Source organism: Pseudomonas sp. B22(2017), from assembly GCF_002113105.1.
GTDB lineage: Bacteria > Pseudomonadota > Gammaproteobacteria > Pseudomonadales > Pseudomonadaceae > Aquipseudomonas > Aquipseudomonas asiatica.
Genome location: NZ_NEJN01000004.1, coordinates 407,069 through 431,915 on the forward strand (window position 1 = coordinate 407,069; position 24,847 = coordinate 431,915).

Below are 24,847 nucleotides of genomic sequence, written 5' to 3' on the forward strand. Positions count from 1 at the left end.
GCTCCTCCCCACTGCCATGTCAGACAACCTCGACCCGCACAAAAACAATTAGTGGGAGATCCGCAAGTGAACGATACCCTCGCTCCGTCTGCCCGGAATGAAGGCGACGCCCTGGCCAGCGCCGTGGCCAAGGTCAAGCGCCACGTCCTGCCGCTGTTCGTCATCATGTTCATCGTCAACTACCTGGACCGCGTCAACATCGGCTTCGTCCGCCCCCATCTGGAAAGCGACCTGGGCATCAGCGCCGCGGCCTATGGCTTTGGCGCCGGCCTGTTCTTCATTGGCTACGCGTTGTTCGAAGTGCCCTCGAACATGCTGCTGCAGAAGGTCGGCGCAAGGCTGTGGCTGACCCGCATCATGTTCACCTGGGGGGTGGTGGCCACGGCCATGGCCTTCGTGCAGAACGAAACCCAGTTCTACGTGCTGCGCTTTCTGCTGGGGGTTGCCGAAGCGGGCTTCTTCCCCGGGGTGATCTACTACTTCACCCGCTGGCTGCCGGCCGCCGAGCGTGGCAAGGCGATTGCCATCTTCCTCAGCGGCTCGGCATTGGCGTCGCTGATTTCCGGGCCGCTGGCCGGCGCGCTGATGCAGATCCAGGGCCTGGGCATGCATGGCTGGCAGTGGATGCTGTTCATCGAAGGCATGGCCTCGGTGACGCTGTGCTTCTTCGTGTTCTTCTGGCTCGACTCCAGGCCGCAGGACGCCAAGTGGCTGAGCCAGGCCGAGCAGGAAGCACTGGTGGCCGCCATCGATCGCGAGCAACTTGAGCGCGAAGCGGTCGGCGCGGTCAGGCCATCGGCCTGGAGCCTGCTCAAGGACCGCCAGATCCTGCTGTTCTGCCTGATCTACTTCTGCATCCAGCTGACCATCTACGCCGCGACCTTCTGGCTGCCGAGCATCATCAAGCGCATGGGTGACCTCAGCGACCTGCAGGTCGGCTTCTTCAACTCGATCCCGTGGCTGATCTCGATCCTGGCCATGTATGCCTTCGCCGCCGGCTCGGCGCGCTGGAAGTTCCAGCAGGCCTGGGTCGCAGGTGCGCTGGTGATCGCTGCCATCGGCATGTTCATGTCCACCACGGGTGGGCCGGTGTTCGCCTTTGTCGCGGTGTGCTTCGCGGCCATCGGTTTCAAGTCGGCGTCGTCACTGTTCTGGCCGATCCCGCAGGGCTACCTGGATGCCCGCATCGCCGCAGCGGTGATCGCGTTGATCAACTCGGTCGGCAACCTCGGCGGCTTCGTCGCCCCCACCACCTTCGGCCTGCTGGAGCAGCAGACCGGTTCGATCCAGGGCGGCCTGTACGGCCTGGCGGTGACCTCGGTGCTGGCGGCCATTGCCATCTTCTTCGTACGCACTCGCCCAAAGGGCGTCCCTTCCGATGACCTCAAGGCCCCTTCGGCCCTGGGTCAGAGCCATTGATGACTGCGAGACAACAACCATGAACATGCAGACCCTTCACACCAGCACCCCCGTGGTCACTGATCTGCGCGTGATCCCCGTCGCCGGGCACGACAGCATGCTGCTCAACCTCAGTGGTGCCCATGGCCCGTTCTTCACCCGCAACGTAGTGGTGCTGCGTGACAGCGCCGGCAATACCGGGTTGGGCGAGGTGCCCGGCGGCGAGAAGATCCGCCAGACACTGGAGGACGCCCGCAGTCTGGTGGTCGGCCAGCCGATCGGCCATTACCAGCGCGTGCTCAATGCCATGCGCCAGACCTTCGCCAACCGTGACTCGGCTGGTCGCGGCCTGCAGACCTTCGACCTGCGCATCACCGTGCATGCGGTGACGGCCATCGAGTCGGCGCTGCTCGACCTGCTCGGCCAGCACCTGAACGTGCCGATGGCGGCACTGCTGGGCGAGGGGCAGCAGCGCGAGGCGGTGAAGATGCTCGGTTACCTGTTCTACATCGGCGACCGCCAGCAGACCGACCTTGCTTACCGCAACGAAGCCGATGCCGAGGATGACTGGTTCCGCCTGCGCCACGAAAAGGCCCTGACCCCGGACGCGGTGGTGCGCCTGGCCGAGGCCGCCAAGGCGCGCTATGGCTTCAGCGACTTCAAGCTCAAGGGCGGGGTGTTGCGCGGCGAGGAGGAGATGGAAGCGGTAACGGCGCTGGCCGAGCGCTTCCCCGAAGCCCGCATCACCCTCGACCCGAATGGTGCCTGGTCATTGAAGGAGGCCATTGCCCTGTGCCGCGACAAGCACGATGTGCTGGCCTACGCCGAAGACCCGTGCGGTGCCGAGAACGGCTACTCGGGCCGTGAGGTGATGGCCGAGTTCCGCCGCGCCACCGGCCTGCCCACCGCCACCAACATGATCGCTACCGACTGGCGGCAGATGGGCCATGCGATCCAGTTGCAGTCGGTGGACATTCCGCTGGCCGACCCGCACTTCTGGACCTTGCAGGGTTCGGTACGGGTGGCGCAGATGTGCAACGACTGGGGGCTGACCTGGGGTTCGCATTCCAACAACCACTTCGATATCTCGCTGGCAATGTTCACCCAGGTGGCGGCTGCGGCGCCGGGGGAAATCACTGCGATCGACACCCACTGGATCTGGCAGGACGGCCAGCGCCTGACCCGCGAGCCACTGCGCATCGTCGACGGGCATGTGCACGTGCCGGCGCGGCCGGGGCTTGGGGTGGAGCTGGATGAAGACCAGTTGGCCAAGGCGCATGAGTGCTACCGCAACATGGGGTTGGGCGCGCGGGATGACAGCGTGGCAATGCAGTTCCTGATTCCGGGGTGGAGCTTCGATAACAAGCGGCCTTGCCTGGTGCGTTGAGGCATAGGGCCCTTTCGCGATTCCTGTTGCTAGTCCGGTGCTTCGAGCGTACCGGGCAGGCGTAGGCAGACGCCTGGCAACAGAGGCCCCGGGAGACCGGGGCTTTTTTGTGGCTGGCAGAAAGTGGTGATGGCTGCACCGGCCCTTTCGCGGGCTTGCCCGCTCCCACAGGTACACCACAGGTTTGAGGGGCGTGGAGTAACTGTGGGAGCGGGCGAGCCCGCGAAAGGGCCCGTACAGCCACAACACACTCAAATGAAAAACAAAAGCTCCAGACGGCCTGGTGACGGGATCGGGTATGCCATTCGCGACTTCTGACGTTAATGGGGATGCCCTGTCGTGATCGAACAGTTCCGGGGCGTTCTCGTGTAATTTCACACAGCCCTGCGGGGCTTAAATGAAGCCCGACCTGCACTGACACCTTGCTTTGTGACGCGTACCAAATATCAACAACAGAGCGCGAGTAACGTGTCGACTTATTGATTTCAAAGGAGATATTTTCGCCTACACCTGCCCGTCCATCCTTGTGTCAGTAAAAAGAGAACAACATCAATGAACACCGTGGGATCTGATGGCAACCTTGCACAAGGTTTCAAGCCACGTCACGTAACGATGCTGTCCATCGCCGGCATCATCGGCGCCGGACTTTTCGTCGGCTCTGGCCACGCCATCGCGGCAGCCGGGCCAGCTACCATAATTTCCTATTTCGTGGCCGGGACCTTGGTGGTACTGGTCATGCGCATGCTCGGCGAAATGGCCGTGGCACACCCGGACACCGGATCGTTTTCCACCTACGCCGAGCAGGCCATCGGCCGCTGGGCCGGCTACACCATCGGTTGGCTGTACTGGTGGTTCTGGGTACTGGTAATCCCGATCGAAGCGCTGGCCGCCGGGCATGTGCTGAACGCCTGGTTCCCGCAGGTGGACAGCTGGATATTCGCCCTGGCTTCGGTGCTGTTGCTGGCTGGTACCAACCTGTTCAGCGTGGCCAAGTACGGTGAGTTCGAGTTCTGGTTCGCCATTCTCAAAGTCACGGCCATTCTCGGTTTCATCGGCCTGGGTTTCGCCGCACTGATGGGCTGGCTGCCCAACCGCGAGGTCAGTGGCCTGAGCAGCTTGATGGCCGAGCACGGCGGCTTCGCGCCGAAGGGCTGGTCGGCCGTGGTTGGTGCGTTCATCACCGTGATGTTCAGCTTCATCGGCACCGAAGCGGTGACCATCGCCGCGTCCGAATCGAGCGACCCGTCGCGCAACATCGCCAAGGCCACTCGCTCGGTGATCTGGCGCATCAGTACCTTCTACATCCTGTCGATCTTCGTGATCATTTCGGTGGTGCCGTGGAACGACCCGCAGCTGGCGGTGGTGGGCTCTTACCAGCGTGCGCTGGAGATCATGAACATCCCCAACGCGGCCTTCATGGTCGACCTGGTGGTGCTGGTGGCAGTGACCAGCTGCATGAACTCTTCGATCTACATTGCCTCGCGGATGATGTACTCGCTGGCCAAGCGCGGTGACGCACCGGCCATGCTCAACAAGACCTCCAAGGTCGGTGTGCCACGCGCTGCTGTATTCGGCAGCACGTTGATCGGCGCGGCCATTGCCATCCTCAACTACTTCGCGCCGAAGGGCGTGTTCGAGTTCCTGCTGGCCAGCTCCGGCGCCATTGCCTTGCTGGTGTACATGGTCATCGCCATTTCGCAGCTGCGCATGCGCCGTCGCCTGGAGCGGGAAAACACCGAGCTGAAGTTCCGCATGTGGCTGTTCCCGTACCTGACCTGGGCGGTGATCCTTTTCATTGGCGGGGCACTGGCGGTCATGATGTTCACGCCTGAACACCGGGCGGAAGTGAGCTCGACATTGGGCCTGGCGATCGTGATTTCCTTCCTGGGGATCGTGACCACGCGGGGCAATGCGCAGCCTGTGGGGGTGCGTTCGATGGGGTGATTGAGTTCACCTGGCGGTAGGGCAAAGGGCACCAGTGGATGGGTGCCCTTTGTTTTTTCAGCCTTTCATCATCTTGATGTATCTGATTGCCGCTGGCGCTTTCTCGAAGCGCCGGTGGATCAGGCTAAGCCACGAGCTGGCCTGGCAGTCGACAATACGGCGGTAGTTCACCTGCGGCAGGCTGATGCGCTGCACCACCGATTCCGGCACCACTGCGATGCCTTGGCCGAGTGACACCAGGGTGATCACCGCCACCAGGCTGCCCGGCTGGGGGCCGAGCCTCGGGACGAAACCACCTTGTGCTGCCACTTCCAGCGTGCCGGAGATCTGTTCGGGCAGGATGAAGGTTTCATTGACCAGGCGCGAGGCCGGGATCTGCGGCACTTCATTTATCCGTGAGCTGGCGGGCAGGGCGAGGACGAAACCTTCCTGGTGCAAGGCGATGGCTTCGAGTTCCTCGGGCAGCTCCATCGGTGAGCGCACATAGGCAAGGTCAAGCAGGCCGTCGCGGACCATGCCGGGCAGTTCGGCCATGGGCAGTTCGCGAATGTTCAGGCGTACGCGGGGGCAGGTTTCGCTGTAGCGGCTGACTTGCTGCTGGAGCATGCCCGAGTACGCGGCCGAAGCCACATAGCCCAGTTCGATGCGCCCGCTTTCGCCTCGGGCGGCCCGTTGCGCGCCCAGTTGTGCAGCATCGAACTGGCGCACGGCATGTTCGGCTTCGATCAACAGCGCCTGGCCCGCTGCGGTGAGGTTGACCTCGCGCTGGTTGCGCTCGAACAGGCGCACGCCCAGTTCGCGCTCCATGTCCTGGATCTGCCGGCTGAGAGTGGGCGGGGCGATGCCCAGCTGTTCGGCAGCACGGGTGAAATGACCGTGGCGGGCGACGCAGAGGAAGTAGCGGAAATGGCGGATTTCCATGAGTGTTACCTGCAGGGTAATGACGCGAGCCGCCGTGGCTAACAAGCCGGGGGGCTGGTGGCGTTATGGTGAGGCCAACACTACAAGGCTGGTGGCTTGGCGGCAAAGGCTGCCTGGGAATTGCAAGGGACCGCTTTGCGGTCCATCGCAGGCAAGGCAGCCCCGGCGATTTGACCAACCAGCCCTGCATCCGGAGCCTCACCATGCCCTCTGCGCGTTTCACCCTGCTCACCGCCTCCCTGGTCTGTGCCCTGATCATCCTCGACACCAACATCGTCGCGGTCAGCCTGCCCAGCATCGCCCGCGACCTGTCCGGCTCGTTTGCCGATATCGAATGGGTGGTCAGCGCCTACCTGCTGGCCTTTGCCGCCTGCCTGCTGCCCGCTGGCAGCCTGGCCGACCGCTTTGGCCGCCGCCGCATGCTGCTGCTCGGCCTGGCCCTGTTCGGCATCGCCTCGCTGGCCTGTGGCGCGGCGCCCAACCTGCTGTTCCTCGACCTGGCCAGGGCAGCCAAGGGCGTTGGCGCGGCATTGCTGCTGACCTCGGCCCTGGCCGCGATCGGCAACCGCTTCCACCAACCCCAGGAACGCATGCGCGCCTGGGCCTTCTGGGGCGCCTGCATGGGCGCCACCATCACCTTTGCGCCGCTGCTGGGCGGGTTGATCGCCAGCACCCTTGGCTGGCGCTGGATCTTCTACATCAACCTGCCGTTGGTGGCAGTGCTCGCAGTGATGGTGTTGCGCAGTGTCGAAGAGTCCCGCGACACCGCTGCGGCCCGGCTCGACCCATGGGGCAGCCTGACTTTCGCCGGCAGCCTGGGTTACCTGATCTGGGCAATGATCGATGCCAACCAGGTGGGCTGGGGCAGTGCGCAAACCCTGGGACGGCTGGTGATCAGCGCCTTCCTGTTCGGCCTGTTCGTCATGGTCGAGCGCAGCCAGGAACGGCCGATGATCGACCTGCGGCTGATGCGCAGCGGGCGCTTCGTTGGCGCCTTGCTGGGGATGTTTGCCTATGCTGCCTGCGCCCAGGTGATGATGACCCTGCTACCGCTTTACTTGCAGAACGGCCTGCAGCTGTCGGCCCTGGCCGCAGGGGCGGGCATGCTGCCGTTTGCCGTGGCCATGCTGCTGACGCCACGCCTGGGCATGCGTCTGGCTGCACACTTGAGCCCGGCGCAGGTGTTCGCGCTAGGCCTGGTATTGGTCGGGGCGGGTAACCTGCTGTGTGCCTGGGCAACGCAGCAGGGCGGTTACGGTGCATTCGCCCTGGCCAGCCTGGTGCTGGGTGCTGGCGCCGGGCTGCTGAATGGCGATACGCAGAAGAACATCATGGCTTGCGTGCCGCGTGAGCGCACCGGCATGGCTTCGGGGTTGAGTACAACCATGCGGTTCGGGGCGATTGTGCTGGCAATCGGAGGGCTGGGTGGTGTGCTGGCTTCGCGTAGTGGGCAGTTGCTGTATGAGTCAATGGCTGCGGTGGCGCCTGGGCAATCGGGCCAGGTTGCCGCGATGACTACGCGGGTTGCTGCGGGTGATTTGCAGGCGGCGTTGGCGTTGCTTGAGCCCAGGTTGCGGGAAACGCTGGCACCTTTGGCTCGCCAGGCGTTCGTCGGGGGCTTCGAAGCTGTGTTGCAGGTCGCCGGTGTGGCGGCGCTGCTGTTCGCGATGCTGGTTGGCGTGTTGCTGAGCCGGCCGCTGCCGGCCGTGCCGGAAGTGTTGCTGGCTGAGAGGCAATCATGAAGCTGGCGGCGGGCATCACGACCTGGCGACTGGGGCGACCAGCGCTTGCTGTCACTCAAGTGGTGGAAGCCGTGTTTGGGTTGAGAGACCGGTGAAGAGCAAACCGGCGCAGTGAGTATCTTTGAGAAACGCCCTATGCGGAAAAGCCTGATTCTGACTTTGTGGGCTCGCACAACCCAAAATCCAGGCACAAAAAAAGACGCCCGAGGGCGTCTTCTTCTTTGGAATTTGGTGGAGCCGGGGGGATTTGAACCCCCGTCCGCCAGTACTCCGCTGTCGGTACTACATGCTTAGCCGTGTCTACTGAGTTAATCCGCAGCCGCCCGACGGGCAGGGTGCTTTGGACGAGTTGGGTAAGTTTTAGTCGCTTTGCCCCCAACGTGCTACACGACGATCCTGTTCTGTATGACAATCATTTCGGGTTTACAGGCATCCCCTGATGATTGCTGGAGCCGAAGCTACCAGAAGGTCGGGCTCGGCTGCTTACGCAGCGAGAGCGTACTCCGCCTCGAAGTTTTCGTCATTGGCAACTATAGAAAGTTGCAACAGTGGATTTACGAGTTCTGTTACCAACTCGGCATGCACCTAGAGTTTCGCTACCGGCGTCGAATCCTGATCGGCCCCACACTAGCTCTAAGCTAACGCACCTTACGGTACGTGAGGCTGAGTATACGCCATTGCGCGGGCGACGTCGACAGCCGGTCCGGTCGCCCGCTTTTGGGCTCACGCGCCGCTACCGCCGCCGCTGGTGCCGCTGCCTTTCTCGGTTTTTTCCAGGCGCTCCAGGACTTTGCTGGTAATGGCGATGCATTCCTTGGTGTCGCCCGAGGCTTGGGCAGCCTTGGCTTTGTCGACGTGCTCGGTGATGGCCTTGTCCAGGCCTTCGGAGGTGGCGCCGGCGGTGGCCATGCTGTCGTCGATCTTTTGCAGGTTGGCGGTGCACAGGTCTTCGGCGGCGAACACCGGCGAAGCCAGCAGGGTGGCGGCCGCGAACAGGGCCGAAAGCGCGGTACCTTTCATGGGAGTCTCCTTCTGGGCCTCTGGAAGGTGGGCCTGTAAGGGTGGACTGTGGGGGAATGGTGGGGGTTCAATCGGGATGCTGGCGCGGGATGGCACCGGCTTTGCCGGTGTTCGCGGCTGAAGCCGCTCCCACAGGTGCTGCACATAGCTGCCCAGGCATGACTGGGGGTTGAGGTGGTGCATAGTGCATGCCTTGATTCTTTCTGCGCCAGTGAGATCGAGCGCCGCCCGCGCGGCGCTTCGCGGGACAAGCCCGCTCCCACATTTGTTGCAACGTACCGAACCTGTCAGGCCATGGTTGCCTGCCTTGGTGCATGTCTTGAGACTGGTGAGGCGGCGGCAGCGCCAGCCGAGAAATTGAGTCAAACCAACAAGGCTGACAACCATGGCCTAACAGACATGGCCACGTTGCAACAAATGTGGGAGCGGGCTTGTCCCGCGAAGCGCCGCGCGGGCGGCGCTCGATCTCACTGGCAACAAAGTTGTCACGACAAGAACATGCTTGCCAAAAACCATAGAATCTCCGACTGGGATTGCGATAGCCGTCAGAACTTGCCTTGAACGGTCATATGCTACGCGGCCGGGTGACGCGGTCCACCAGGTAGACCAGCCCGTGGTAGTCGATGCCGCTATGGCTGGACAGGCCGATCTCGCAGGTGCGGCTGGTGGAAATGCCTTCGCTGCAATACTGCACCGCATCCTTCAGGCTGCGCAGCGAGTGGGCGTTGAGCTCGGGGGTGGTGAAGCCTTTGTCACCGGCAAAGCCGCAGCAGTGTATGCCCTCCGGGATCACCACCTGTTTGCTGCACCGCCGCGCCAGGTCGATCAGCGCCTGGCTTTCGCCCAGGTGCTGGGTGCTGCAGGTCACATGCACGGCCACTGGTTCGTCCTGGGGGGTGAACTCCAGGCGCTCGAGCAGGTGGGTGCGGATGAAGCGCACTGGGTCGTACAGGTCCAGCCGGGTGTCGCCCAGGTCCTGCACCAGGCGCAGGGTGCAGGGGCTTGTATCGCAGTAGATAGGGTCGAGGCCGCCGCGGCTGGCGTGCAGCAGGGCGGCAAGCAGTTCCTGGCGTTTGTGTTCGGCCTGCTCGGGGTAGCCCTTCGAGGCGAACGGTTGGCCGCAGCACAGGCTGTCGGCGTTGTCAGGGAACACCACCTGGTAGCCGGCCTTTTCCAGCAGGGCGCGGGTCTTGTCCAGCAGCGAACTCTGCTCACGGTCGGCATAGGCCGGGCCCATCACCCGCGAGACGCAGGCAGCCAGGTACACCACGCGAGGGCGGGCGTCGTTGCTGGCCGGGCCGAAGTCCAGTGGGCGCAGTGGTTGTGGCATCGCCGGGGTCCACTTTGGCAGGCGGCCTTTGCTGGCTTTGTGCAGCGAGGCGCTCAGGCGGCCCAGGCGTGGGGCGCCGAGCAGCTTGCGTGCGGTATTGGCGGCGGTCAGGGTCAGGCGCGCGCCGCCCAGGGCGGTGTGGAAGTGTTCGGCCAGCCAGTCGGCGGTTTTTTCGTGTTCGGCGGCCTGGCTGCGCAGTTTCTTCACCAGTTCGCCGGTGTTGATGCCAACCGGGCAGCGCTGTGCGCACAGGCCGGTGGCGGCGCAGGTGTCGATGCCCTGGTACTGGTAGGTCTGGCGCAATTCCCGGGTGTCGATGCCGGCGCGCTGTTTGGCCTGGATGTCACGCCACATGACGATGCGCTGGCGTGGGCTGAGGGTCAGGCCTTTGGAAGGGCACACCGGTTCGCAGAAGCCGCACTCGATGCACTTGTCGACGATCTCGTCGGCAGCGGGCAGCGGCTTGAGGTTCTTCAGGTGAATGTCCGGATCTTCGCTCAGCACCACGTCGGGGTTGAGGATGCCGTTTGGGTCGAGCAGGCGCTTCAGCTTCCACATCAATTGGTAGGCGTCATGGCCCCATTCCAGCTCCACAAACGGTGCCATGTTGCGCCCGGTGCCGTGCTCGGCCTTGAGCGAGCCGCCGAACTCCACCGCCACCAGTTGCGCCACATCGTCCATGAAGGCCTGGTAGCGTGCGACTTCCTCGGCGCTGTTGAAACCCTGGGTGAAGACGAAGTGCAGGTTGCCTTCCAGGGCGTGGCCGAAAATGATCGCTTCATCGTAGCGATGCTTGTCGAACAGCTGGATCAGGCGGTTGACGCCTTCGGCCAGTTGCTCGATGGGGAAGGTGACGTCTTCGATGATGACGGTGGTGCCGGTCTGGCGTACGGCGCCGACGGCGGGGAAGGTGTCCTTGCGGATTTTCCACAGCTGGTTGTACACGGCGGGGTCTTCGCTGAAGTCCACCTGCTGTTCCAGTGGGAAGTCGGCGATCGAGGCCATCACCTGTTGCAGCTGTTCATGCAGCAGGCTCTGGCTGGCGGCACGGGACTCGATCAGCAGGGCGCAGGCGTTGTCCGACAGGCCTTTTACCCACAGTGGCATGCCAGGCATGTTCTGCACCGAGCGAAGGCTGCGGCGGTCGAGCAGTTCAACGGCCGAGACCGGCTGGCGCTTGAGCACGGTCACCGCGCGGCAGCAGCTTTCCACGCTGGGGAAAACCAGCAGTGCGCTGGCTTTGTGCGGGTGGTCGGGCACGGTGTCGTAGGTGACGGCACTGATGAAGCCCAGGGTACCTTCGGAGCCGACCAACAGGTGCTGCAGGATATCCAGTGGCTGGTCGTAGTCCACCAGTGCGTTCAGCGATAGGCCAGTGGTGTTCTTCAGCCGGTATTTGTGCCGGATGCGCTCGGCGAGTGCAGTGTTGGCGCGGGTCTCGCGGCCCAGGCGGGCCAGTGCTTCCAGCAGGCCGGCGTGGCTGGCCTCGAACGCGGCGACGCTGGCCGGGTCTTCGCTGTCCAGGCGCGTGCCGTCGGCCAGCACCAGGCGCAGGCCGGCCAGGGTGTGGTAGGTATTCTGCGCGGTGCCGCAGCACATGCCGCTGGCGTTGTTGGCGACGATGCCGCCGATCTTGCAGGCGTTGATCGACGCCGGGTCGGGGCCGATCTTGCGCCCGAAGGGAGCCAGCCAGGCATTGGCCTGGGCGCCGATGACGCCGGGCTGCAAGCGGATCTGCTCGCCTTGGCCGCGGATTTCGCGGCCGTTCCAGTTATCGCCCAGCACGATCAGCACCGAGTCACTGATGGCCTGGCCGGACAGGCTGGTGCCGGCGGCGCGGAAGGTGACCGGCACCCGCTCGCGCTGGGCCAGTTTGATCAGGCCGACCACTTCGTCTTCTGACTCGACGCGCACCACCAGCTTGGGGATCAGCCGGTAGAAGCTGGCATCGGTGCCGAAGGCCAGGGTGGAGGTGGGGTCGTCGAAGCGGCGTTCGGCGGGGATCAGGCGCTCGGCATCACGCAGGAACGCGGCGGGCAGGCTCATGCAGTCTCCTCGCGGGGCCGTGGCGTCTGTGCGCCACATGCCCCGGGTCAATCAGGCGGTCGTTCTTGCGGGCGGTCAGGCGCCCAGTTCGCGTACCAGCGAGTCGCGGGTGATCTCGCTAATCGACTTGGCGCCGGTCAGTACCATCGCTACGCGCATTTCCTTTTCGAACAGCTCCAGCAGGTTTTTCACCCCGGCCTGGCCGTGCACGGCAAGGGCGTAGAGGAAGGCGCGGCCGATCAGTACGGTATCGGCGCCCAGGGCGATCATACGCACCACGTCCAGGCCGCTGCGGATGCCGGAATCGGCGAGGATCTTCAGGTCACCTTTGACCGCATCGGCAATTGCCGGCAGGGCGCGGGCGCTGGACAGCACGCCGTCGAGCTGGCGGCCGCCGTGGTTGGACACGACGATGCCGTCGGCACCGAACCTGACCGCATCGCGGGCGTCATCGGCATCGAGAATGCCTTTGATGATCATCGGGCCGTCCCAGAACTCGCGGATCCACTCCAGGTCTTTCCAGGAGATCGACGGGTCGAAGTTGTTGGCCAGCCAGCCGATGTAGTCGGCAAGGCCGGTGGGGTTGCCACGGTAGGTGGAAATGTTGCCCAGGTCGTGTGGGCGCCCCATCACGCCGACATCCCATGCCCACTCGGGGTGGGTCATGGCTTGCAGCACGCGGCGCAGCGGGCCGTTCTTGCCGCTCATGCCAGAATGGGCGTCGCGGTAGCGGGCGCCGGGTGTCGGCATGTCGACAGTGAACACCAGGGTCTTGACCCCGGCGGCCTTGGCCCGCTCCAGGGCGTTGCGCATGAAGCCGCGGTCCTTGAGCACGTACAGCTGGAACCACATCGGCCGGTCGATGGCCGGGGCCACTTCTTCGATCGGGCACACCGACACCGTGGACATGGTGAACGGAATGCCGTGGGCCGCCGCCGCACGTGCCGCCTGCACTTCACCACGGCGGGCGTACATGCCGGTGAGGCCGACCGGGGCCAGGGCCACCGGCATGCTCAGGGTTTCGTCGAACAGCTTGGTCTGCAGGCTGAGCTCGGACATGTTCTTCAGCACGCGCTGACGCAGGGCAATGCTGGCCAGGTCCGAGACGTTGTGGCGCAGGGTGTGCTCGGCGTAGGCGCCGCCGTCGGCATAGTGGAACAGGAAGGGAGGCAGCTTGCGTTGGGCCGCGGCGCGATAGTCGGTAGAGGCAGAAATGATCATGGATTCTCGCAGCGTTGCGTGTGGGGATTGCCGGGCGCGCGACGGCGCCCGGCCCCTTTCACTTTAGTGATGAACCAGCATGCCGGTCAGCCAGTAGGCCTGGATCAGAGTGATCAGGCCGACGATGGTGGCGAAGAACAGGCTGTGCTTGACGGTGAAGCGGAACAGGTCGGATTCCTTGCCAACCAGGCCGGTGGCGGCGCAAGCCACGGCGATCGACTGCGGCGAGATCATCTTGCCGGTCACGCCGCCGCTGGTGTTGGCTGCTACCAGCAAAGTGTCGTTGACCCCGATCTGGTGCGCGGTGGTGGCCTGCAGCGAGCTGAACAGGGCGTTGGACGAGGTGTCGGAACCGGTCAGGAACACACCCAGCCAGCCGAGGAACGGCGAGAAGAACGGGAACGCGGCACCGGTACCGGCCAGCACCAGGGCCATGGTCGAGGACATGCCCGAGTAGTTGGTGACGAAGGCGAAGGCCAGCACCATGCCGATCGACAGGATTGGCCAGCGCAGCTCCCAGAAGGTTTCCTTGAAAGTGGTCAGACCAGTTTTGAAGTTGATCTTCAGCACGGCCATGGAGATCAGCGCCGAGAGGAAGATCGCGGTGCCGGTGGCAGAGATCGGGTCGAGCTTGAACACCGCTGGCATGGCGGTTGGCGCGGCGACGATCGGTGCGGTCTTGATCACCAGTTGGTCGAGGTGCGGGATGGCGAAGTTGAACACGAAGTTGTACATCGCGCCGCCCGGGGCGAAGGCCGCCTTGAACGGTTTCAGGGTCCAGATGGTGACCAGCACGGTGAGGATCAGGAACGGCGACCAGGCCTTGAAGATCTCGCCAAAGCTGTAGGGGCTTGGTTGGCTGCCGCTTGGCTGGACCACGGCGGCACCGACGCTGCCCTTGGCTTCGGCGAACGAACGCTTTGGCTGCCAGACTTTCAGGAACAGGGTCAGGGCGATCAGGCTGGCCAGGGCCGAGGTGATGTCCGGAAGCTCCGGGCCGATGAAGTTCGAGGTGAAGTACTGGGTGACGGCGAAGCTCAGGCCGGCGACCAGGGCGGCAGGCCAGGTTTCCTTCACGCCACGCAGGCCGTCCATCATGAATACCAGCCAGAACGGTACGAACAGCGACAGCAGCGGCAGCTGGCGACCGGTCATGGCGCCAATGTGGAAGGCGTCGATACCGGTGACCTGGCCGGCCACGATGATCGGGATGCCCAAGGCGCCAAAGGCCACTGGCGCGGTGTTGGCGATCAGGCACAGGCCGGCGGCGTACAGCGGGTTGAAGCCCAGGCCCACCAGCAGCGCGGCAGTGATTGCCACCGGTGCACCAAAGCCCGCCGCACCTTCCAGGAACGCACCGAAGCAGAAACCGATCAGCAGCACTTGCAGGCGCTGGTCGTCGGTAATCGACAGCACCGAACTGCGGATCACTTCGAACTGGCCGCTCTTGACCGTGAGTTTGTACAGGAACACCGCGGCAACGATGATCCAGGCAATCGGCCAGAGGCCGTAGAGGAAGCCATAACCTGCAGCGGCGAATGCCATGTCGACAGGCATCTGGAAGGCGAAGATCGCCACCAGGATCGACAATGCGAGGGTGATGCTGCCGGCCACGTGGCCTTTGAGGCGGAACACCGCGAGGGCAAGGAAGAAGAAGACGATGGGGATGACCGCCGCCAGTGCGGACAGGCCAAGACTACCAAGCGGACTATAGATTTGTTGCCAGGTTTGCATATGGGGTGGCCCCTAATTGTTGTTGGTCAGGCACTGGCATTGGATAATTGGTAAGACCAATTTACAATGGCTGGGCGCTAGGTTAAAAGCGTCTTCGTGGGTGTGTCAATTTGTCCCGTGCAAAACTTTGGTCGTGTGCCGATGAGTGGGCATCTGATGGGCGGGGAAAATCGTCGGCTGGTGGGTGTTTGCAAGGCCCGGATCGGCGAGAATAGGCGCCCCCTGAAATCTGCCGGGGGTTTGTGGAGAGCATGTGATGGTTTTTGATCAGGTCCGCCAACGGCGCCTGTCCGACGACATCGTCGATCGGTTGGAAGGGATGATTCTGGAAGGTACGCTGACCTCGGGTCAGCGGCTGCCGGCCGAGCGCGTCCTTGCCGAGCAGTTCGGCGTGTCCCGCCCATCACTGCGTGAGGCGATCCAGAAGCTGGTGGCCAAGGGGCTGCTGGTCAGCCGCCAGGGTGGGGGCAATTTTGTCGCCGAGTCTCTGGGGTCCACTTTCAGCGACCCATTGCTGCAACTGCTTGAGCACAGTGCCGAGGCGCAGCGTGACCTGCTCGAATTCCGCCATACCCTGGAGGCGTCCTGCGCCTACTACGCGGCCCAGCGCGCCACCCAGCCGGACCGGGCGCGCCTCAAGGCGGCCTTCGATGCGCTGCAGGACTGCTATGCCAGGGCCGACGAAGTGACCCGGGCGGAGGAAGGCGCGGCCGATGCGCGCTTCCACCTGGCGATTGCCGAGGCTAGCCATAATGCCGTGTTGCTGCACACCATTCGGGGCTTGTTCGACCTGCTCAAGCGCAACGTGGTGACCAACATCGGCGGCATGTACCAGCAACGGACCGAGACCCGGGACATGCTGATCAGCCAGCACCGGGAGCTGTACCTGGCGATAGTCGAGGGCAGGGCGGAGGATGCGCGGGAAGTGTCCAGCCGGCACATTCTGTATGTGCAGGAGGTGCTGGAAGAGGCGCATGAAGAAGCGCAGCGAGTGGCGCGGGCGGAGCGGCGTAGCGGGCGTTGAGATCGGTGTTGGATTCTTCGCGGGCTTGCCCGCTTCCACAGGATATGCGCCGGACCCGAAGGCGGCGCGATACCTGTGGGAGCGGGCGAGCCCGCGAAGAGGCCGGAGCAGGCTGAAGAAGAGGTATTACTCTTCCTTGCCCTTGTTCCGCACAGCCCGCTGCAGCTCGCGGTTGGAATCGCGCTCGCGCATGGTGTCGCGCTTGTCGAATTCCTTCTTGCCCTTGCCGAGTGCGATTTCGCACTTGATCAGGTGCTTGCTCCAGTACAGCGCCAGGGCCACGCAGGTGTAGCCTTTTTGCGCCACGGCCGCTTCCAGGCGCTCGAGCTCGCGCTTGTTCAGCAGCAGCTTGCGAGTGCGGATGGGGTCGGCTATGACGTGGGTGCTGGCCGTGGTCAGCGGGGTGATGTGGCTGCCGAACAGCCAGGCCTCACCGTCCTTCAGCAGCACGTAGCTGTCAGTCAGGTGCGCCTTGCCGGCTCGCAGGCTTTTTACTTCCCAGCCGGACAGGACCAGCCCGGCCTCGAACTTGTGTTCGATGAAGTAATCGTGTCGCGCCTTCTTGTTCTGCGCGATGGTCCCGGTCGGATGTTTCTTTTGTTTAGCCATAGGGGCGGCATTATAGGCAGTCGCCGCGTCGTCGGCTATGGGATTTCGGTGTGCTTGAGCCACTGCAATGAATACCGGACAATACAGCCCCTGTCTTTGCGACAGAACCTGTTTTCGGCACGCTGCGAAGCGCCGCCACCCAGCCTTGGAAGTGATGCCTGGATGACTACCCATATTCAACGCTCCGCCCTGCTGCCGTATCCCGCCCAGGCGCTCTACGATCTGGTCAACGATGTGGCCAGCTACCCGCAGTTTCTGCCTTGGTGCTCGGCCTCGACGGTGATCGAAGCCAGCGACACGCACATGCGTGCCAAGCTCGAAGTGGCCAAGGGCGGCATGAGCCAGCACTTCGTCACGCGCAATGTACTGGTGCCGGGGCAGTCTATCGAGATGAACCTGGAGGAGGGGCCGTTCACCCAGTTGCATGGCCTTTGGGTGTTCAAGCCGCTGGGTGAAAAGGCCTGCAAGATCAGCCTGGACCTTTCGTTCGACTATGCTGGCCCGCTGGTGCGCGCGACTTTGGGGCCGCTGTTCAACCAGGCGGCAAATACGCTGGTGGATGCGTTTTGCCAGCGTGCCAAGCAACTGAATGCCTGACTGAAACAGCGGCAACAAAAAGCCCGGACCAGGTCCGGGCTTTTTTGTATCTGCTCGCCGCTTATTGAGGCGAGGTTTCCAGCGGAGCCGGAGTCGGGACCGGGGTGGTCTCGATGGTGTCGATTTCACGCTGGATGGATTCTTCCACCGAGCCTGGCTTGGCCGGTTTTTCTTCAGGCTGCACGGTTGGCTGCTCTGGCTGGTTGGCCGGGCTGATCGTGGTGTCGCTGCTGCCGCCGAGGATTTCCTGGTCGCGGCTGACGCCTGGCATGAAGTCGCCGGACAGACTCACCAACTGGTCGCTTTCGTTGAAGAACACGCTCATGCGTTCTTGCTGGCGTTTGCCGCCGCCTGGCTGCAGGCTGTACAGGTAATCCCAACGGTTGGTGTTGAAGGTGTCCTGGATCAGCGGGTTACCCATGATAAACCTTACTTGCCGGCGGGTCATTCCGGGGCGCAATTGGTCTATCATGTCTTGCGTAACGACATTGCCCTGCTGGATGTCGATTTTGTAAACCCCGGGAAACGAGCAACCGGCGAGTGCGAGCAGTCCCACTAGGGTGAGGCTGGTTAGCAAGAGCTTGGTGTTTTGCATCGGTGGGCGACTTCCACTATCTTGGCTGGACAACGTAAACCCCGATCATACCCGTATTAAGAGAAGCTGCGAAGCAGCATCGGCGAGAAAGCTGACCATGGTTGAAAATAGCGAATTGCGCAAAGCCGGTCTCAAGGTGACCCTGCCTCGAGTCAAGATCCTTCAGATGCTCGACTCTACCGAGCAGCGTCACATGAGCGCCGAGGATGTCTACAAGGCGCTGATGGAGGCTGGCGAGGACGTAGGCCTGGCCACCGTCTACCGCGTACTGACCCAGTTCGAAGCGGCGGGTCTGGTGGTTCGCCATAACTTCGACGGCGGTCATGCGGTGTTCGAACTGGCCGATGGCGGTCATCACGACCATATGGTCAACGTGGAGACCAGTGAAGTCATCGAGTTCATGGATGCCGAGATCGAGAAACGCCAGCGCGAAATCGTGGCCGAGCATGGCTACGAGCTGGTGGATCACAATCTGGTCCTGTACGTACGTAAAAAGAAGTAACGATTTTTATCGTTATGAATGACAAAGGCGACCTTCGGGTCGCCTTTGTGCTTTCTGAGGCTGGAAGATGTGTTGTCGGTGCTGGCCTCTTCGCGGGCGTGCCCGCGAATTGTCCTGAAAAAAGACGGTTCAGGCCTTGCCGCTTACCACCATCTTGCGCGCATGCGCCAGGGATTCCTTGGTCAGGTCTATGCCGCCCAGCATCCTCGCCACTTCCTCGACCCGCTCGCGCTTGCCCAGATTGGCCACGGCGGTGTGGGTAGTGTCGCTATTGCGCACCTTGTGTACGAACAGGTGGTGATGACCTTGTGCTGCTACTTGCGGCAGGTGGGTTACGGTCAGCACCTGGCCTCGCTCGCCCAGGCGGCGCAGCAATTGGCCGACGATTTCGGCAGTAGGCCCGCCGATACCGACGTCGACTTCGTCGAACACCAGGGTGGGAATGCGCGAGGTCTGCGCGGTAATCACCTGGATCGCCAGGCTGATGCGGGACAGTTCACCGCCTGAGGCCACCTTGGCCAGGCCCTTGAGCGGTTGGCCAGGGTTGGCGCTGACCAGTAGCTCGATCTGCTCCAGGCCATGGGGCGAAAGGTCTGCTCCTTCATTGGGTGTAAGTGCGATACAGAAGCGCCCGCCAGGCATGCCCAGGCGCTGGATCTCCTGCTCGACGGCCACCGCCAACTGCTGGGCAGCCTGCTGGCGCAGCGCGCTGAGCTCGAGCGCCTTCTCTTTATAATGCTGGGCGAAAGCGGCCAGTTCTTCACCCAACCGCTCGATCGACTCGTCACTGGCGTTCAGGCCCTCCAGCTCTTCCATCAGTTGCTGCTGTAGGTGGGGCAGTTCGGTTGGGTGCACTCGGTGTTTGCGTGCCAGCGTATAGATAGTGTCGAGGCGTTCTTCCAGTGCCTGCAAGCGCATGGGGTCGGCGTCGAAGTTGTCGAGGAAACGGTTGAGCTCGCCCACGGCTTCCTCGACCTGAATCTGCGCGCTGGCGATCAGGTTGGCCGCTTCGCCCAGTGCCTTTGGCGAGTTGGGGGCGGCACCCAGGCGGTTGAGGCTGGAGGTGAGGGCGCTGAGCACGTTGCCCGAATCGCTTTCGCTGCACTGGTCGATGACCTGGCGGCAGATGCCGAACAAGGCTTCGGCGCTGGTCAGGTTCTTGTGTTCCTGCTCCAACTGCTCCAGTTCGTATTCACCCAGGCCGAGGTTGTCCAGTTCCTCCAACTGGTAGCTCAGCAGCTGATGGCGGGCGCGCTGCTCATCGCCGGAGTTGGACAGGCGCTCCAGCTCCAGGCGGGTCTGGTTCCAGCGCTTGGCCGCCAGCTGTACCTGACGGGCCAGGTCGACGGCGCCGGCGTACTCGTCGAGCAGGCGGCGATGGGTGTCGGTCTTGAGTAGTGACTGGTGCTCGTGCTGGCTGTGGATATCGATCAGTAGCTCGCCCAGTGCCTTGAGGTCGCCGAGCGGGCAGGGGGTGCCATTGATGTAGCCGCGGCTGCGGCCTTCGGCGGTGATCACCCGGCGCAGGATGCACAGGCCGTCGTTGTCCAGGTCACGCTCGGCCAGCCAGGCATGCGCCTCGGGGATGTCCACCAGGTCGAAGGTGGCGAGGATGTCTGCCTTGTCCGTGCCGGGGCGCACCACGCCACTGTCGGCCCGGTCGCCCAGGGCCAGACCGAGGGCATCAAGCATGATCGATTTGCCTGCACCGGTCTCACCGGTGATGACGGACATGCCTCGGGCGATCTCGAGGTCGAGGTGCTCGACGATGGCGTAGTTGTGAATGGACAGGTGCACCAGCATGGGGCGGCTCCCGAAAGTCAGGTCTGGTTATTTATACAGTACTTTTTTCAGGCCTGCCAATGCCCCTTGGCAGATTCTGTTGCAGCCGGGAAAACGACCTTGCCCCTTGAAGCTGGTTTTTCCGGCCCCATATAGCCGACATCAAAGGCGAGCCTGGCTCGCAGTCCACAAAATTGCGCAGGAGAGACCCCATGGCTGACGAACAGCTGAACGAGAAAGACCTTAACGTCGAAGAGACCGGTGCAGGTAATGCTGCCGATGCCCGCGTCCTGGAACTCGAGGAGCAGCTGGCCGCCGCCAAGGACCAGGCGCTGCGCGCCGTTGCCGACGTGCAGAACGCTCGTCGTCGTGCCGAGCAGGATGTCGAGAAAGCCCACAAGTTTGCCCTCGAGAAGTTCTCGGGCGACCTGCTGCCGGTGATCGACAGCCTGGAACTGGCCCTGGCGCACTCCAGTGCCGACGATGAGCACGTCAAGCAGATCCGCGAGGGTGTCGAGCTGACCCTGAAGATGTTCCAGGACACTCTCAAGCGCTACAACCTCGAAGCAGTCGACCCGCACGGCCAGCCGTTCAACCCAGAGCACCACCAGGCCATGGCCATGCAGGAAAACGCCGAAGTGGAGCCGAACAGCGTGCTGAACGTGTTCCAGAAGGGCTATCTGCTCAACGGTCGTCTGCTGCGCCCCGCCATGGTGGTGGTCAGCAAGGCGCCAAGCGCGGCGCAACCCTCGATCAATGAAAAGGCTTGAAATCCATCCGGGCATCCCCATCTAGGTGTCAAGCCTTCAAGTATTACCGCAGTTGGCCAAAGTAGTCGCTGCTACCAAATTCAAGTTTCGGGAGAGTTAACATGGGTAAAATCATCGGTATCGACCTGGGGACCACCAACTCGTGCGTCTCTGTTCTGGAAAACGGTAACGTCAAGGTCATCGAAAACGCCGAAGGTGCGCGTACCACCCCTTCGATTGTGGCCTATGCCAATGACGGCGAAATCCTGGTTGGTCAGTCGGCCAAGCGTCAGGCGGTCACCAACCCGCACAACACTCTGTTCGCAGTGAAGCGCCTGATCGGCCGCCGCTTCGAAGAAGATGTTGTACAGAAAGACATCAAGCTGGTGCCTTACAAGATCGTCAAGGCCAGCAATGGCGACGCCTGGGTGCAGGCCAGTGGCAAGGACATGGCTCCGCCGCAGATCAGCGCCGAAGTCCTGAAAAAAATGAAGAAAACCGCCGAAGACTACCTCGGCGAGCCAGTTACCGAAGCGGTCATCACCGTTCCGGCCTACTTCAATGACAGTCAGCGTCAGGCCACCAAGGATGCCGGTCGCATCGCTGGTCTGGATGTAAAACGCATCATCAACGAGCCGACTGCCGCTGCACTGGCTTACGGCATGGACAAGGCCAAGGGCGACCACACCGTCATCGTTTATGACCTGGGTGGTGGTACCTTCGACGTTTCGGTCATCGAGATTGCCGAAGTCGACGGTGAGCACCAGTTCGAAGTACTGGCTACCAACGGCGACACCTTCCTGGGTGGCGAAGACTTCGACATGCGCCTGATCGACTACCTCGTCGACGAGTTCAAGAAAGAGTCCGGCATGGACCTGAAGAACGATCCGCTGGCACTGCAGCGTCTGAAAGAAGCCGCTGAAAAGGCCAAGATCGAACTGTCCTCCGCTCAGTCGACCGACGTAAACCTGCCGTACATCACTGCAGACGCTACCGGTCCGAAGCACCTGAACGTGAAGATTTCCCGCGCCAAGCTGGAATCGCTGGTCGAAGACCTGGTTGCCCGTACCATCGAGCCTTGCCGTATCGCCCTGAAGGACGCCGGTATCGATGCAAGCAAGATCGACGACGTGATCCTGGTCGGTGGCCAGACCCGTATGCCGCTGGTGCAGAAAGCCGTTGCCGACTTCTTCGGTAAAGAAGCGCGCAAGGACGTCAACCCGGACGAAGCCGTGGCCATGGGTGCTGCCATCCAGGGCGCGGTGCTGGCTGGTGACGTCAAGGACGTACTGCTGCTGGACGTCAGCCCGCTGACCCTTGGTATCGAAACCATGGGTGGCGTGATGACTTCGCTGATCGAGAAGAACACCACCATCCCGACCAAGAAGTCGCAGGTGTTCTCGACTGCCGACGACAACCAGGGTGCCGTGACCATTCACGTGCTGCAGGGTGAGCGCAAGCAGGCTGCACAGAACAAGTCGCTGGGCAAGTTCGACCTGGCTGACATTCCGCCGGCTCCACGTGGCGTTCCGCAGATCGAAGTAACCTTCGACATCGACGCCAACGGCATCCTGCACGTCAGTGCCAAGGACAAGGCTACCGGCAAGTCGCAGTCGATCGTGATCAAGGCCAACTCCGGCCTGTCGGACGAAGAGATCGAGCGCATGGTGCGTGACGCCGAGGCCAACGCTGAGGAAGACCGCAAGTTCGAAGAGCTGGCCGCTGCCCGTAACCAGGGTGATGCGCTGGTTCACTCGACCCGCAAGATGGTCGCTGACGCTGGTGACAAGGTTACCGCTGAAGAGAAAGCCGCCATCGAGGCTGCCGTTGTTGCCCTGGAAGCCGCTGTCAAAGGCGACGACAAGGCTGCCATCGACGCCAAGGTCGAGGAGCTGTCCAAGGTTTCGGCGCCGGTTGCCCAGAAGATGTACGCCGAGCAGTCGGCCGAACAGCCTCAGGGCGGCGCACAGCAGGCCGAGCCGGAAGCCAAGCACGATGACGTGGTTGACGCTGAGTTCGAAGAAGTGAAAGACAACAACAAGCAGTAATCCCTGCATGTTGTCGGCCAGTTCACCGCCGTTTGGTGGTGAGCTGGTAGGATGTCGCCGCGCGGGGGCTTGCTCCCGCGTTGGCGTATCTGGAATTCGAGAATTTTTACAGCATCTGTCGGTGGCCCTGGTGGGCAAAGGGCGGGTGCTGATGGCGCGGCGTAGATGCCAGACGCCCAACAAGGTGCAAATGACCTATGTCCAAGCGTGATTATTATGAGGTATTGGGTGTCGAGCGCGGCGCCAGCGAATCAGACCTCAAGAAGGCTTACCGTCGCCTGGCGATGAAGTACCATCCGGACCGCAACCCAGGCGACAAAGAGTCGGAAGACAAGTTCAAGGAGGCCAACGAGGCCTACGAAGTGCTGTCTGACGCCAGCAAGCGTGCTGCGTTCGACCAGTACGGTCATGCGGGTGTGGACCCGAGCATGGGTGGTGGTGGCGCAGGTTTCGGTGGTGCCAACTTCTCCGACATCTTCGGCGATGTGTTCAGCGACTTCTTCGGGGGTGGCCGCGGCGGCTCGCGTGGTGGTGCCCAGCGCGGCAGTGACCTGCGCTACACACTGGAACTGAACCTGGAAGAAGCGGTACGTGGCACCACGGTCAGCATCCGTGTGCCCACGCTGGTCAACTGCCAGCCGTGCGACGGCTCCGGTGCCAAGAAGGGCTCGACCCCGTCTACCTGTCCGACTTGTGGCGGTATCGGCCAGGTGCGCATGCAGCAAGGCTTCTTCTCGGTGCAGCAGACCTGCCCGCGCTGCCATGGCCAGGGCAAGATCATTACCGATCCATGCACCTCGTGCCACGGCGAAGGCCGTGTCGAGGAGTACAAGACGCTGTCGGTCAAGGTGCCGGCAGGTGTCGATACTGGCGACCGCATCCGCCTCTCGGGCGAGGGCGAGGCTGGTACCCATGGTGGCCCGACCGGCGATCTGTATGTAGTGATCAACGTGCGTGAGCACGAGATCTTCCAGCGTGATGGCAAGCACCTGTACTGCGAAGTGCCAATCAGCTACACCGATGCTGCCTTGGGTGGCGAACTGGAGGTGCCGACCCTCGATGGTCGGGTGAAGCTGAAGATCCCGGAGGGTACCCAGACCGGCAAGCAGTTCCGCCTGCGCGGCAAGGGTGTTGCCCCGGTGCGCGGTGGTGGTGCGGGCGACCTGCTGTGTCGTGTGGCGGTGGAAACCCCGGTCAATCTCAGCCGTCGTCAGCGCGAGTTGCTCGAAGAGCTGCGTGATTCGCTGGAAGGCGATAGCTCTCACTCGCCCAAGGCCAGTGGCTGGTTCGATGGCGTGAAGCGCTTCTTCGGCGATCTCTGACAAGGAAATGGCTATGCGACGTATTGCAGTGATGGGTGCGGCAGGGCGGATGGGCAAGACCCTCGTCGAGGCCGTGCAGCAACAGGCCCCCCAGGCGGGCCTGACGGCGGCGATAGACCGCCCGGACAGCTCGCTGGTTGGGGCTGATGCTGGTGAGTTGGCGGCCTTGGGCCGTATTGGTGTGCCGATTTCCGACGACTTGTCCAAGGTGGTCGACGAGTTCGACGTGCTGATCGATTTCACTCACCCTTCGGTGACCCTGAAGAACCTGGCGTTCTGCCGCAAGGCGGGCAAGGCCATGGTCATTGGCACTACTGGCTTCACGCCGGAAGAGAAGCAGCTGCTGGCCGAGGCTGGCAAGGAAATCCCGATCGTTTTTGCCGCCAACTTCAGCGTCGGCGTCAACCTGTGCCTTAAGCTGCTGGATACCGCAGCGCGCGTGCTGGGTGACGATGTGGATATCGAAATCCTCGAAGCGCACCACCGGCACAAGGTCGATGCGCCGTCGGGCACCGCGCTGCGCATGGGTGAAGTGGTTGCCCAGGCGCTGGGTCGCAACCTGCAGGAAGTGGCCGTGTATGGCCGTGAAGGGCAGACCGGTGCACGTGAGCGTCAGACCATCGGCTTCGCCACCGTGCGTGCTGGAGATGTGGTGGGTGACCATACCGTGCTGTTCGCAGCCGAAGGCGAGCGCGTGGAGATCACCCACAAGGCTTCCAGCCGCATGACCTTCGCCAAGGGTGCCGTACGTGCGGCGCTGTGGCTGGACGGGCGTGAGCCTGGCCTGTATGACATGCAGGATGTGCTCGAGCTGCGTTAAGCAGTTGGAGCCGTGCTGGCTTCTTCGCGGGGTTACCCGCGAATGAAGCCAGCACA

The 24,847-nt window shown here is 62.8% G+C and carries 19 protein-coding genes and 1 other RNA gene; 11 read left to right on the forward strand and 9 right to left on the reverse strand.

What is annotated here, in order from left to right; translation table 11 throughout:
• Positions 1–66 precede the first annotated feature (66 nt).
• The 3 genes from CAG18_RS12245 to gabP all read left to right on the forward strand — a co-directional run bounded on the left by CAG18_RS12245 (position 67) and on the right by gabP (position 4,729).
• Positions 67–1,419, forward strand: coding sequence for an MFS transporter (locus CAG18_RS12245; protein WP_015271909.1), 1,353 nt, complete (start codon positions 67–69; stop codon positions 1,417–1,419).
• A gap of 19 nt (positions 1,420–1,438) precedes the next feature.
• The gene (gudD, locus tag CAG18_RS12250) at positions 1,439–2,785 is read left to right on the forward strand and encodes a glucarate dehydratase (RefSeq protein ID WP_015271908.1); all 1,347 of its coding nucleotides are present in this window, start codon (positions 1,439–1,441) and stop codon (positions 2,783–2,785) included.
• Positions 2,786–3,337: 552 nt separating this feature from the next.
• The gene (gene gabP, locus CAG18_RS12255; RefSeq protein WP_003258117.1) at positions 3,338–4,729 is read left to right on the forward strand and encodes a GABA permease; all 1,392 of its coding nucleotides are present in this window, start codon (positions 3,338–3,340) and stop codon (positions 4,727–4,729) included.
• Positions 4,730–4,786: 57 nt separating this feature from the next.
• Here gabP and CAG18_RS12260 read toward each other — a convergent pair whose 3' ends face one another.
• Positions 4,787–5,650 (reverse strand): LysR family transcriptional regulator, encoded by an 864-nt coding sequence (locus tag CAG18_RS12260; protein ID WP_085720957.1) that lies wholly within the window; start codon positions 5,648–5,650, stop codon positions 4,787–4,789.
• A gap of 203 nt (positions 5,651–5,853) precedes the next feature.
• On the opposite strand from CAG18_RS12260, the gene CAG18_RS12265 reads away from it, so the two are divergent.
• Positions 5,854–7,392: an MFS transporter gene (locus tag CAG18_RS12265; protein WP_085720958.1), complete on the forward strand. Its 1,539-nt coding sequence runs from the start codon at positions 5,854–5,856 to the stop codon at positions 7,390–7,392.
• A gap of 229 nt (positions 7,393–7,621) precedes the next feature.
• On the opposite strand, the gene ssrA is transcribed toward CAG18_RS12265, so the two are convergent.
• The 5 genes from ssrA to CAG18_RS12290 form a co-directional block, all read right to left on the reverse strand.
• Positions 7,622–8,016: a transfer-messenger RNA gene (ssrA, locus tag CAG18_RS12270) on the reverse strand.
• A 99-nt stretch (positions 8,017–8,115) separates the two neighbouring features.
• Positions 8,116–8,412, reverse strand: a complete 297-nt coding sequence (locus tag CAG18_RS12275; RefSeq protein WP_013974305.1) for a hypothetical protein — start codon at positions 8,410–8,412, stop codon at positions 8,116–8,118.
• Between the two features lie 565 nt (positions 8,413–8,977).
• On the reverse strand, positions 8,978–11,788 hold the full coding sequence (locus CAG18_RS12280) for an FAD-binding and (Fe-S)-binding domain-containing protein (RefSeq protein WP_085720959.1): 2,811 nt from the start codon (positions 11,786–11,788) through the stop codon (positions 8,978–8,980).
• A gap of 75 nt (positions 11,789–11,863) precedes the next feature.
• Positions 11,864–13,009, reverse strand: a complete 1,146-nt coding sequence (gene lldD / locus CAG18_RS12285; RefSeq protein WP_013974303.1) for an FMN-dependent L-lactate dehydrogenase LldD — start codon at positions 13,007–13,009, stop codon at positions 11,864–11,866.
• A gap of 63 nt (positions 13,010–13,072) precedes the next feature.
• Positions 13,073–14,743 carry a lactate permease LctP family transporter gene (locus tag CAG18_RS12290; RefSeq protein ID WP_015271872.1) on the reverse strand — a complete coding sequence of 557 codons (1,671 nt, stop codon included), beginning with the start codon at positions 14,741–14,743 and terminating at the stop codon, positions 13,073–13,075.
• 256 nt (positions 14,744–14,999) lie between these two features.
• On the opposite strand from CAG18_RS12290, the gene CAG18_RS12295 reads away from it, so the two are divergent.
• Entirely contained in the window at positions 15,000–15,767 is a 768-nt protein-coding gene (locus CAG18_RS12295; protein ID WP_013974301.1) for an FCD domain-containing protein, read from the forward strand.
• A gap of 126 nt (positions 15,768–15,893) precedes the next feature.
• On the opposite strand, the gene smpB is transcribed toward CAG18_RS12295, so the two are convergent.
• A complete protein-coding gene (gene smpB / locus CAG18_RS12300; RefSeq protein WP_013974300.1) occupies positions 15,894–16,376 on the reverse strand; it encodes an SsrA-binding protein SmpB in 483 nt (160 codons plus the stop codon).
• Between the two features lie 162 nt (positions 16,377–16,538).
• On the opposite strand from smpB, the gene CAG18_RS12305 reads away from it, so the two are divergent.
• Positions 16,539–16,973 (forward strand): type II toxin-antitoxin system RatA family toxin, encoded by a 435-nt coding sequence (locus CAG18_RS12305; protein ID WP_003258078.1) that lies wholly within the window; start codon positions 16,539–16,541, stop codon positions 16,971–16,973.
• 61 nt (positions 16,974–17,034) lie between these two features.
• On the opposite strand, the gene CAG18_RS12310 is transcribed toward CAG18_RS12305, so the two are convergent.
• Entirely contained in the window at positions 17,035–17,568 is a 534-nt protein-coding gene (locus CAG18_RS12310; protein WP_085720960.1) for an outer membrane protein assembly factor BamE, read from the reverse strand.
• Between the two features lie 97 nt (positions 17,569–17,665).
• Here CAG18_RS12310 and fur point away from each other — a divergent pair, with 97 nt between their 5' ends.
• The gene (fur, locus tag CAG18_RS12315; RefSeq protein WP_015271870.1) at positions 17,666–18,070 is read left to right on the forward strand and encodes a ferric iron uptake transcriptional regulator; all 405 of its coding nucleotides are present in this window, start codon (positions 17,666–17,668) and stop codon (positions 18,068–18,070) included.
• A gap of 129 nt (positions 18,071–18,199) precedes the next feature.
• Here fur and recN read toward each other — a convergent pair whose 3' ends face one another.
• The gene (recN, locus tag CAG18_RS12320; RefSeq protein ID WP_061551376.1) at positions 18,200–19,873 is read right to left on the reverse strand and encodes a DNA repair protein RecN; all 1,674 of its coding nucleotides are present in this window, start codon (positions 19,871–19,873) and stop codon (positions 18,200–18,202) included.
• A 191-nt stretch (positions 19,874–20,064) separates the two neighbouring features.
• On the opposite strand from recN, the gene grpE reads away from it, so the two are divergent.
• The 4 genes from grpE to dapB all read left to right on the forward strand — a co-directional run bounded on the left by grpE (position 20,065) and on the right by dapB (position 24,791).
• On the forward strand, positions 20,065–20,622 hold the full coding sequence (gene grpE, locus CAG18_RS12325; RefSeq protein ID WP_003258073.1) for a nucleotide exchange factor GrpE: 558 nt from the start codon (positions 20,065–20,067) through the stop codon (positions 20,620–20,622).
• 101 nt (positions 20,623–20,723) lie between these two features.
• Complete coding sequence (gene dnaK, locus CAG18_RS12330; RefSeq protein ID WP_015271867.1) at positions 20,724–22,649, forward strand: molecular chaperone DnaK; 1,926 nt, start codon at positions 20,724–20,726, stop codon at positions 22,647–22,649.
• Positions 22,650–22,846: 197 nt separating this feature from the next.
• Complete coding sequence (gene dnaJ, locus CAG18_RS12335) at positions 22,847–23,971, forward strand: molecular chaperone DnaJ (RefSeq protein ID WP_013974296.1); 1,125 nt, start codon at positions 22,847–22,849, stop codon at positions 23,969–23,971.
• 13 nt (positions 23,972–23,984) lie between these two features.
• Positions 23,985–24,791, forward strand: coding sequence for a 4-hydroxy-tetrahydrodipicolinate reductase (dapB, locus tag CAG18_RS12340; RefSeq protein ID WP_015271866.1), 807 nt, complete (start codon positions 23,985–23,987; stop codon positions 24,789–24,791).
• Positions 24,792–24,847 lie beyond the last annotated feature (56 nt).

Bases quoted from the DNA above. Each gene is read 5' to 3' on its own strand.
- gudD (WP_015271908.1), top strand. From the start codon at position 1,439: ATGAACATGCAGACCCTTCACACCAGCACCCCCGTGGTCACTGATCTG.
- gabP (WP_003258117.1), top strand. From the start codon at position 3,338: ATGAACACCGTGGGATCTGATGGCAACCTTGCACAAGGTTTCAAGCCA.
- CAG18_RS12260 (WP_085720957.1), bottom strand. From the start codon at position 5,650: ATGGAAATCCGCCATTTCCGCTACTTCCTCTGCGTCGCCCGCCACGGT.
- CAG18_RS12265 (WP_085720958.1), top strand. From the start codon at position 5,854: ATGCCCTCTGCGCGTTTCACCCTGCTCACCGCCTCCCTGGTCTGTGCC.
- CAG18_RS12275 (WP_013974305.1), bottom strand. From the start codon at position 8,412: ATGAAAGGTACCGCGCTTTCGGCCCTGTTCGCGGCCGCCACCCTGCTG.
- CAG18_RS12280 (WP_085720959.1), bottom strand. From the start codon at position 11,788: ATGAGCCTGCCCGCCGCGTTCCTGCGTGATGCCGAGCGCCTGATCCCC.
- lldD (WP_013974303.1), bottom strand. From the start codon at position 13,009: ATGATCATTTCTGCCTCTACCGACTATCGCGCCGCGGCCCAACGCAAG.
- CAG18_RS12290 (WP_015271872.1), bottom strand. From the start codon at position 14,743: ATGCAAACCTGGCAACAAATCTATAGTCCGCTTGGTAGTCTTGGCCTG.
- CAG18_RS12295 (WP_013974301.1), top strand. From the start codon at position 15,000: ATGGTTTTTGATCAGGTCCGCCAACGGCGCCTGTCCGACGACATCGTC.
- smpB (WP_013974300.1), bottom strand. From the start codon at position 16,376: ATGGCTAAACAAAAGAAACATCCGACCGGGACCATCGCGCAGAACAAG.
- CAG18_RS12305 (WP_003258078.1), top strand. From the start codon at position 16,539: ATGACTACCCATATTCAACGCTCCGCCCTGCTGCCGTATCCCGCCCAG.
- CAG18_RS12310 (WP_085720960.1), bottom strand. From the start codon at position 17,568: ATGCAAAACACCAAGCTCTTGCTAACCAGCCTCACCCTAGTGGGACTG.
- fur (WP_015271870.1), top strand. From the start codon at position 17,666: ATGGTTGAAAATAGCGAATTGCGCAAAGCCGGTCTCAAGGTGACCCTG.
- recN (WP_061551376.1), bottom strand. From the start codon at position 19,873: ATGCTGGTGCACCTGTCCATTCACAACTACGCCATCGTCGAGCACCTC.
- grpE (WP_003258073.1), top strand. From the start codon at position 20,065: ATGGCTGACGAACAGCTGAACGAGAAAGACCTTAACGTCGAAGAGACC.
- dnaK (WP_015271867.1), top strand. From the start codon at position 20,724: ATGGGTAAAATCATCGGTATCGACCTGGGGACCACCAACTCGTGCGTC.
- dnaJ (WP_013974296.1), top strand. From the start codon at position 22,847: ATGTCCAAGCGTGATTATTATGAGGTATTGGGTGTCGAGCGCGGCGCC.
- dapB (WP_015271866.1), top strand. From the start codon at position 23,985: ATGCGACGTATTGCAGTGATGGGTGCGGCAGGGCGGATGGGCAAGACC.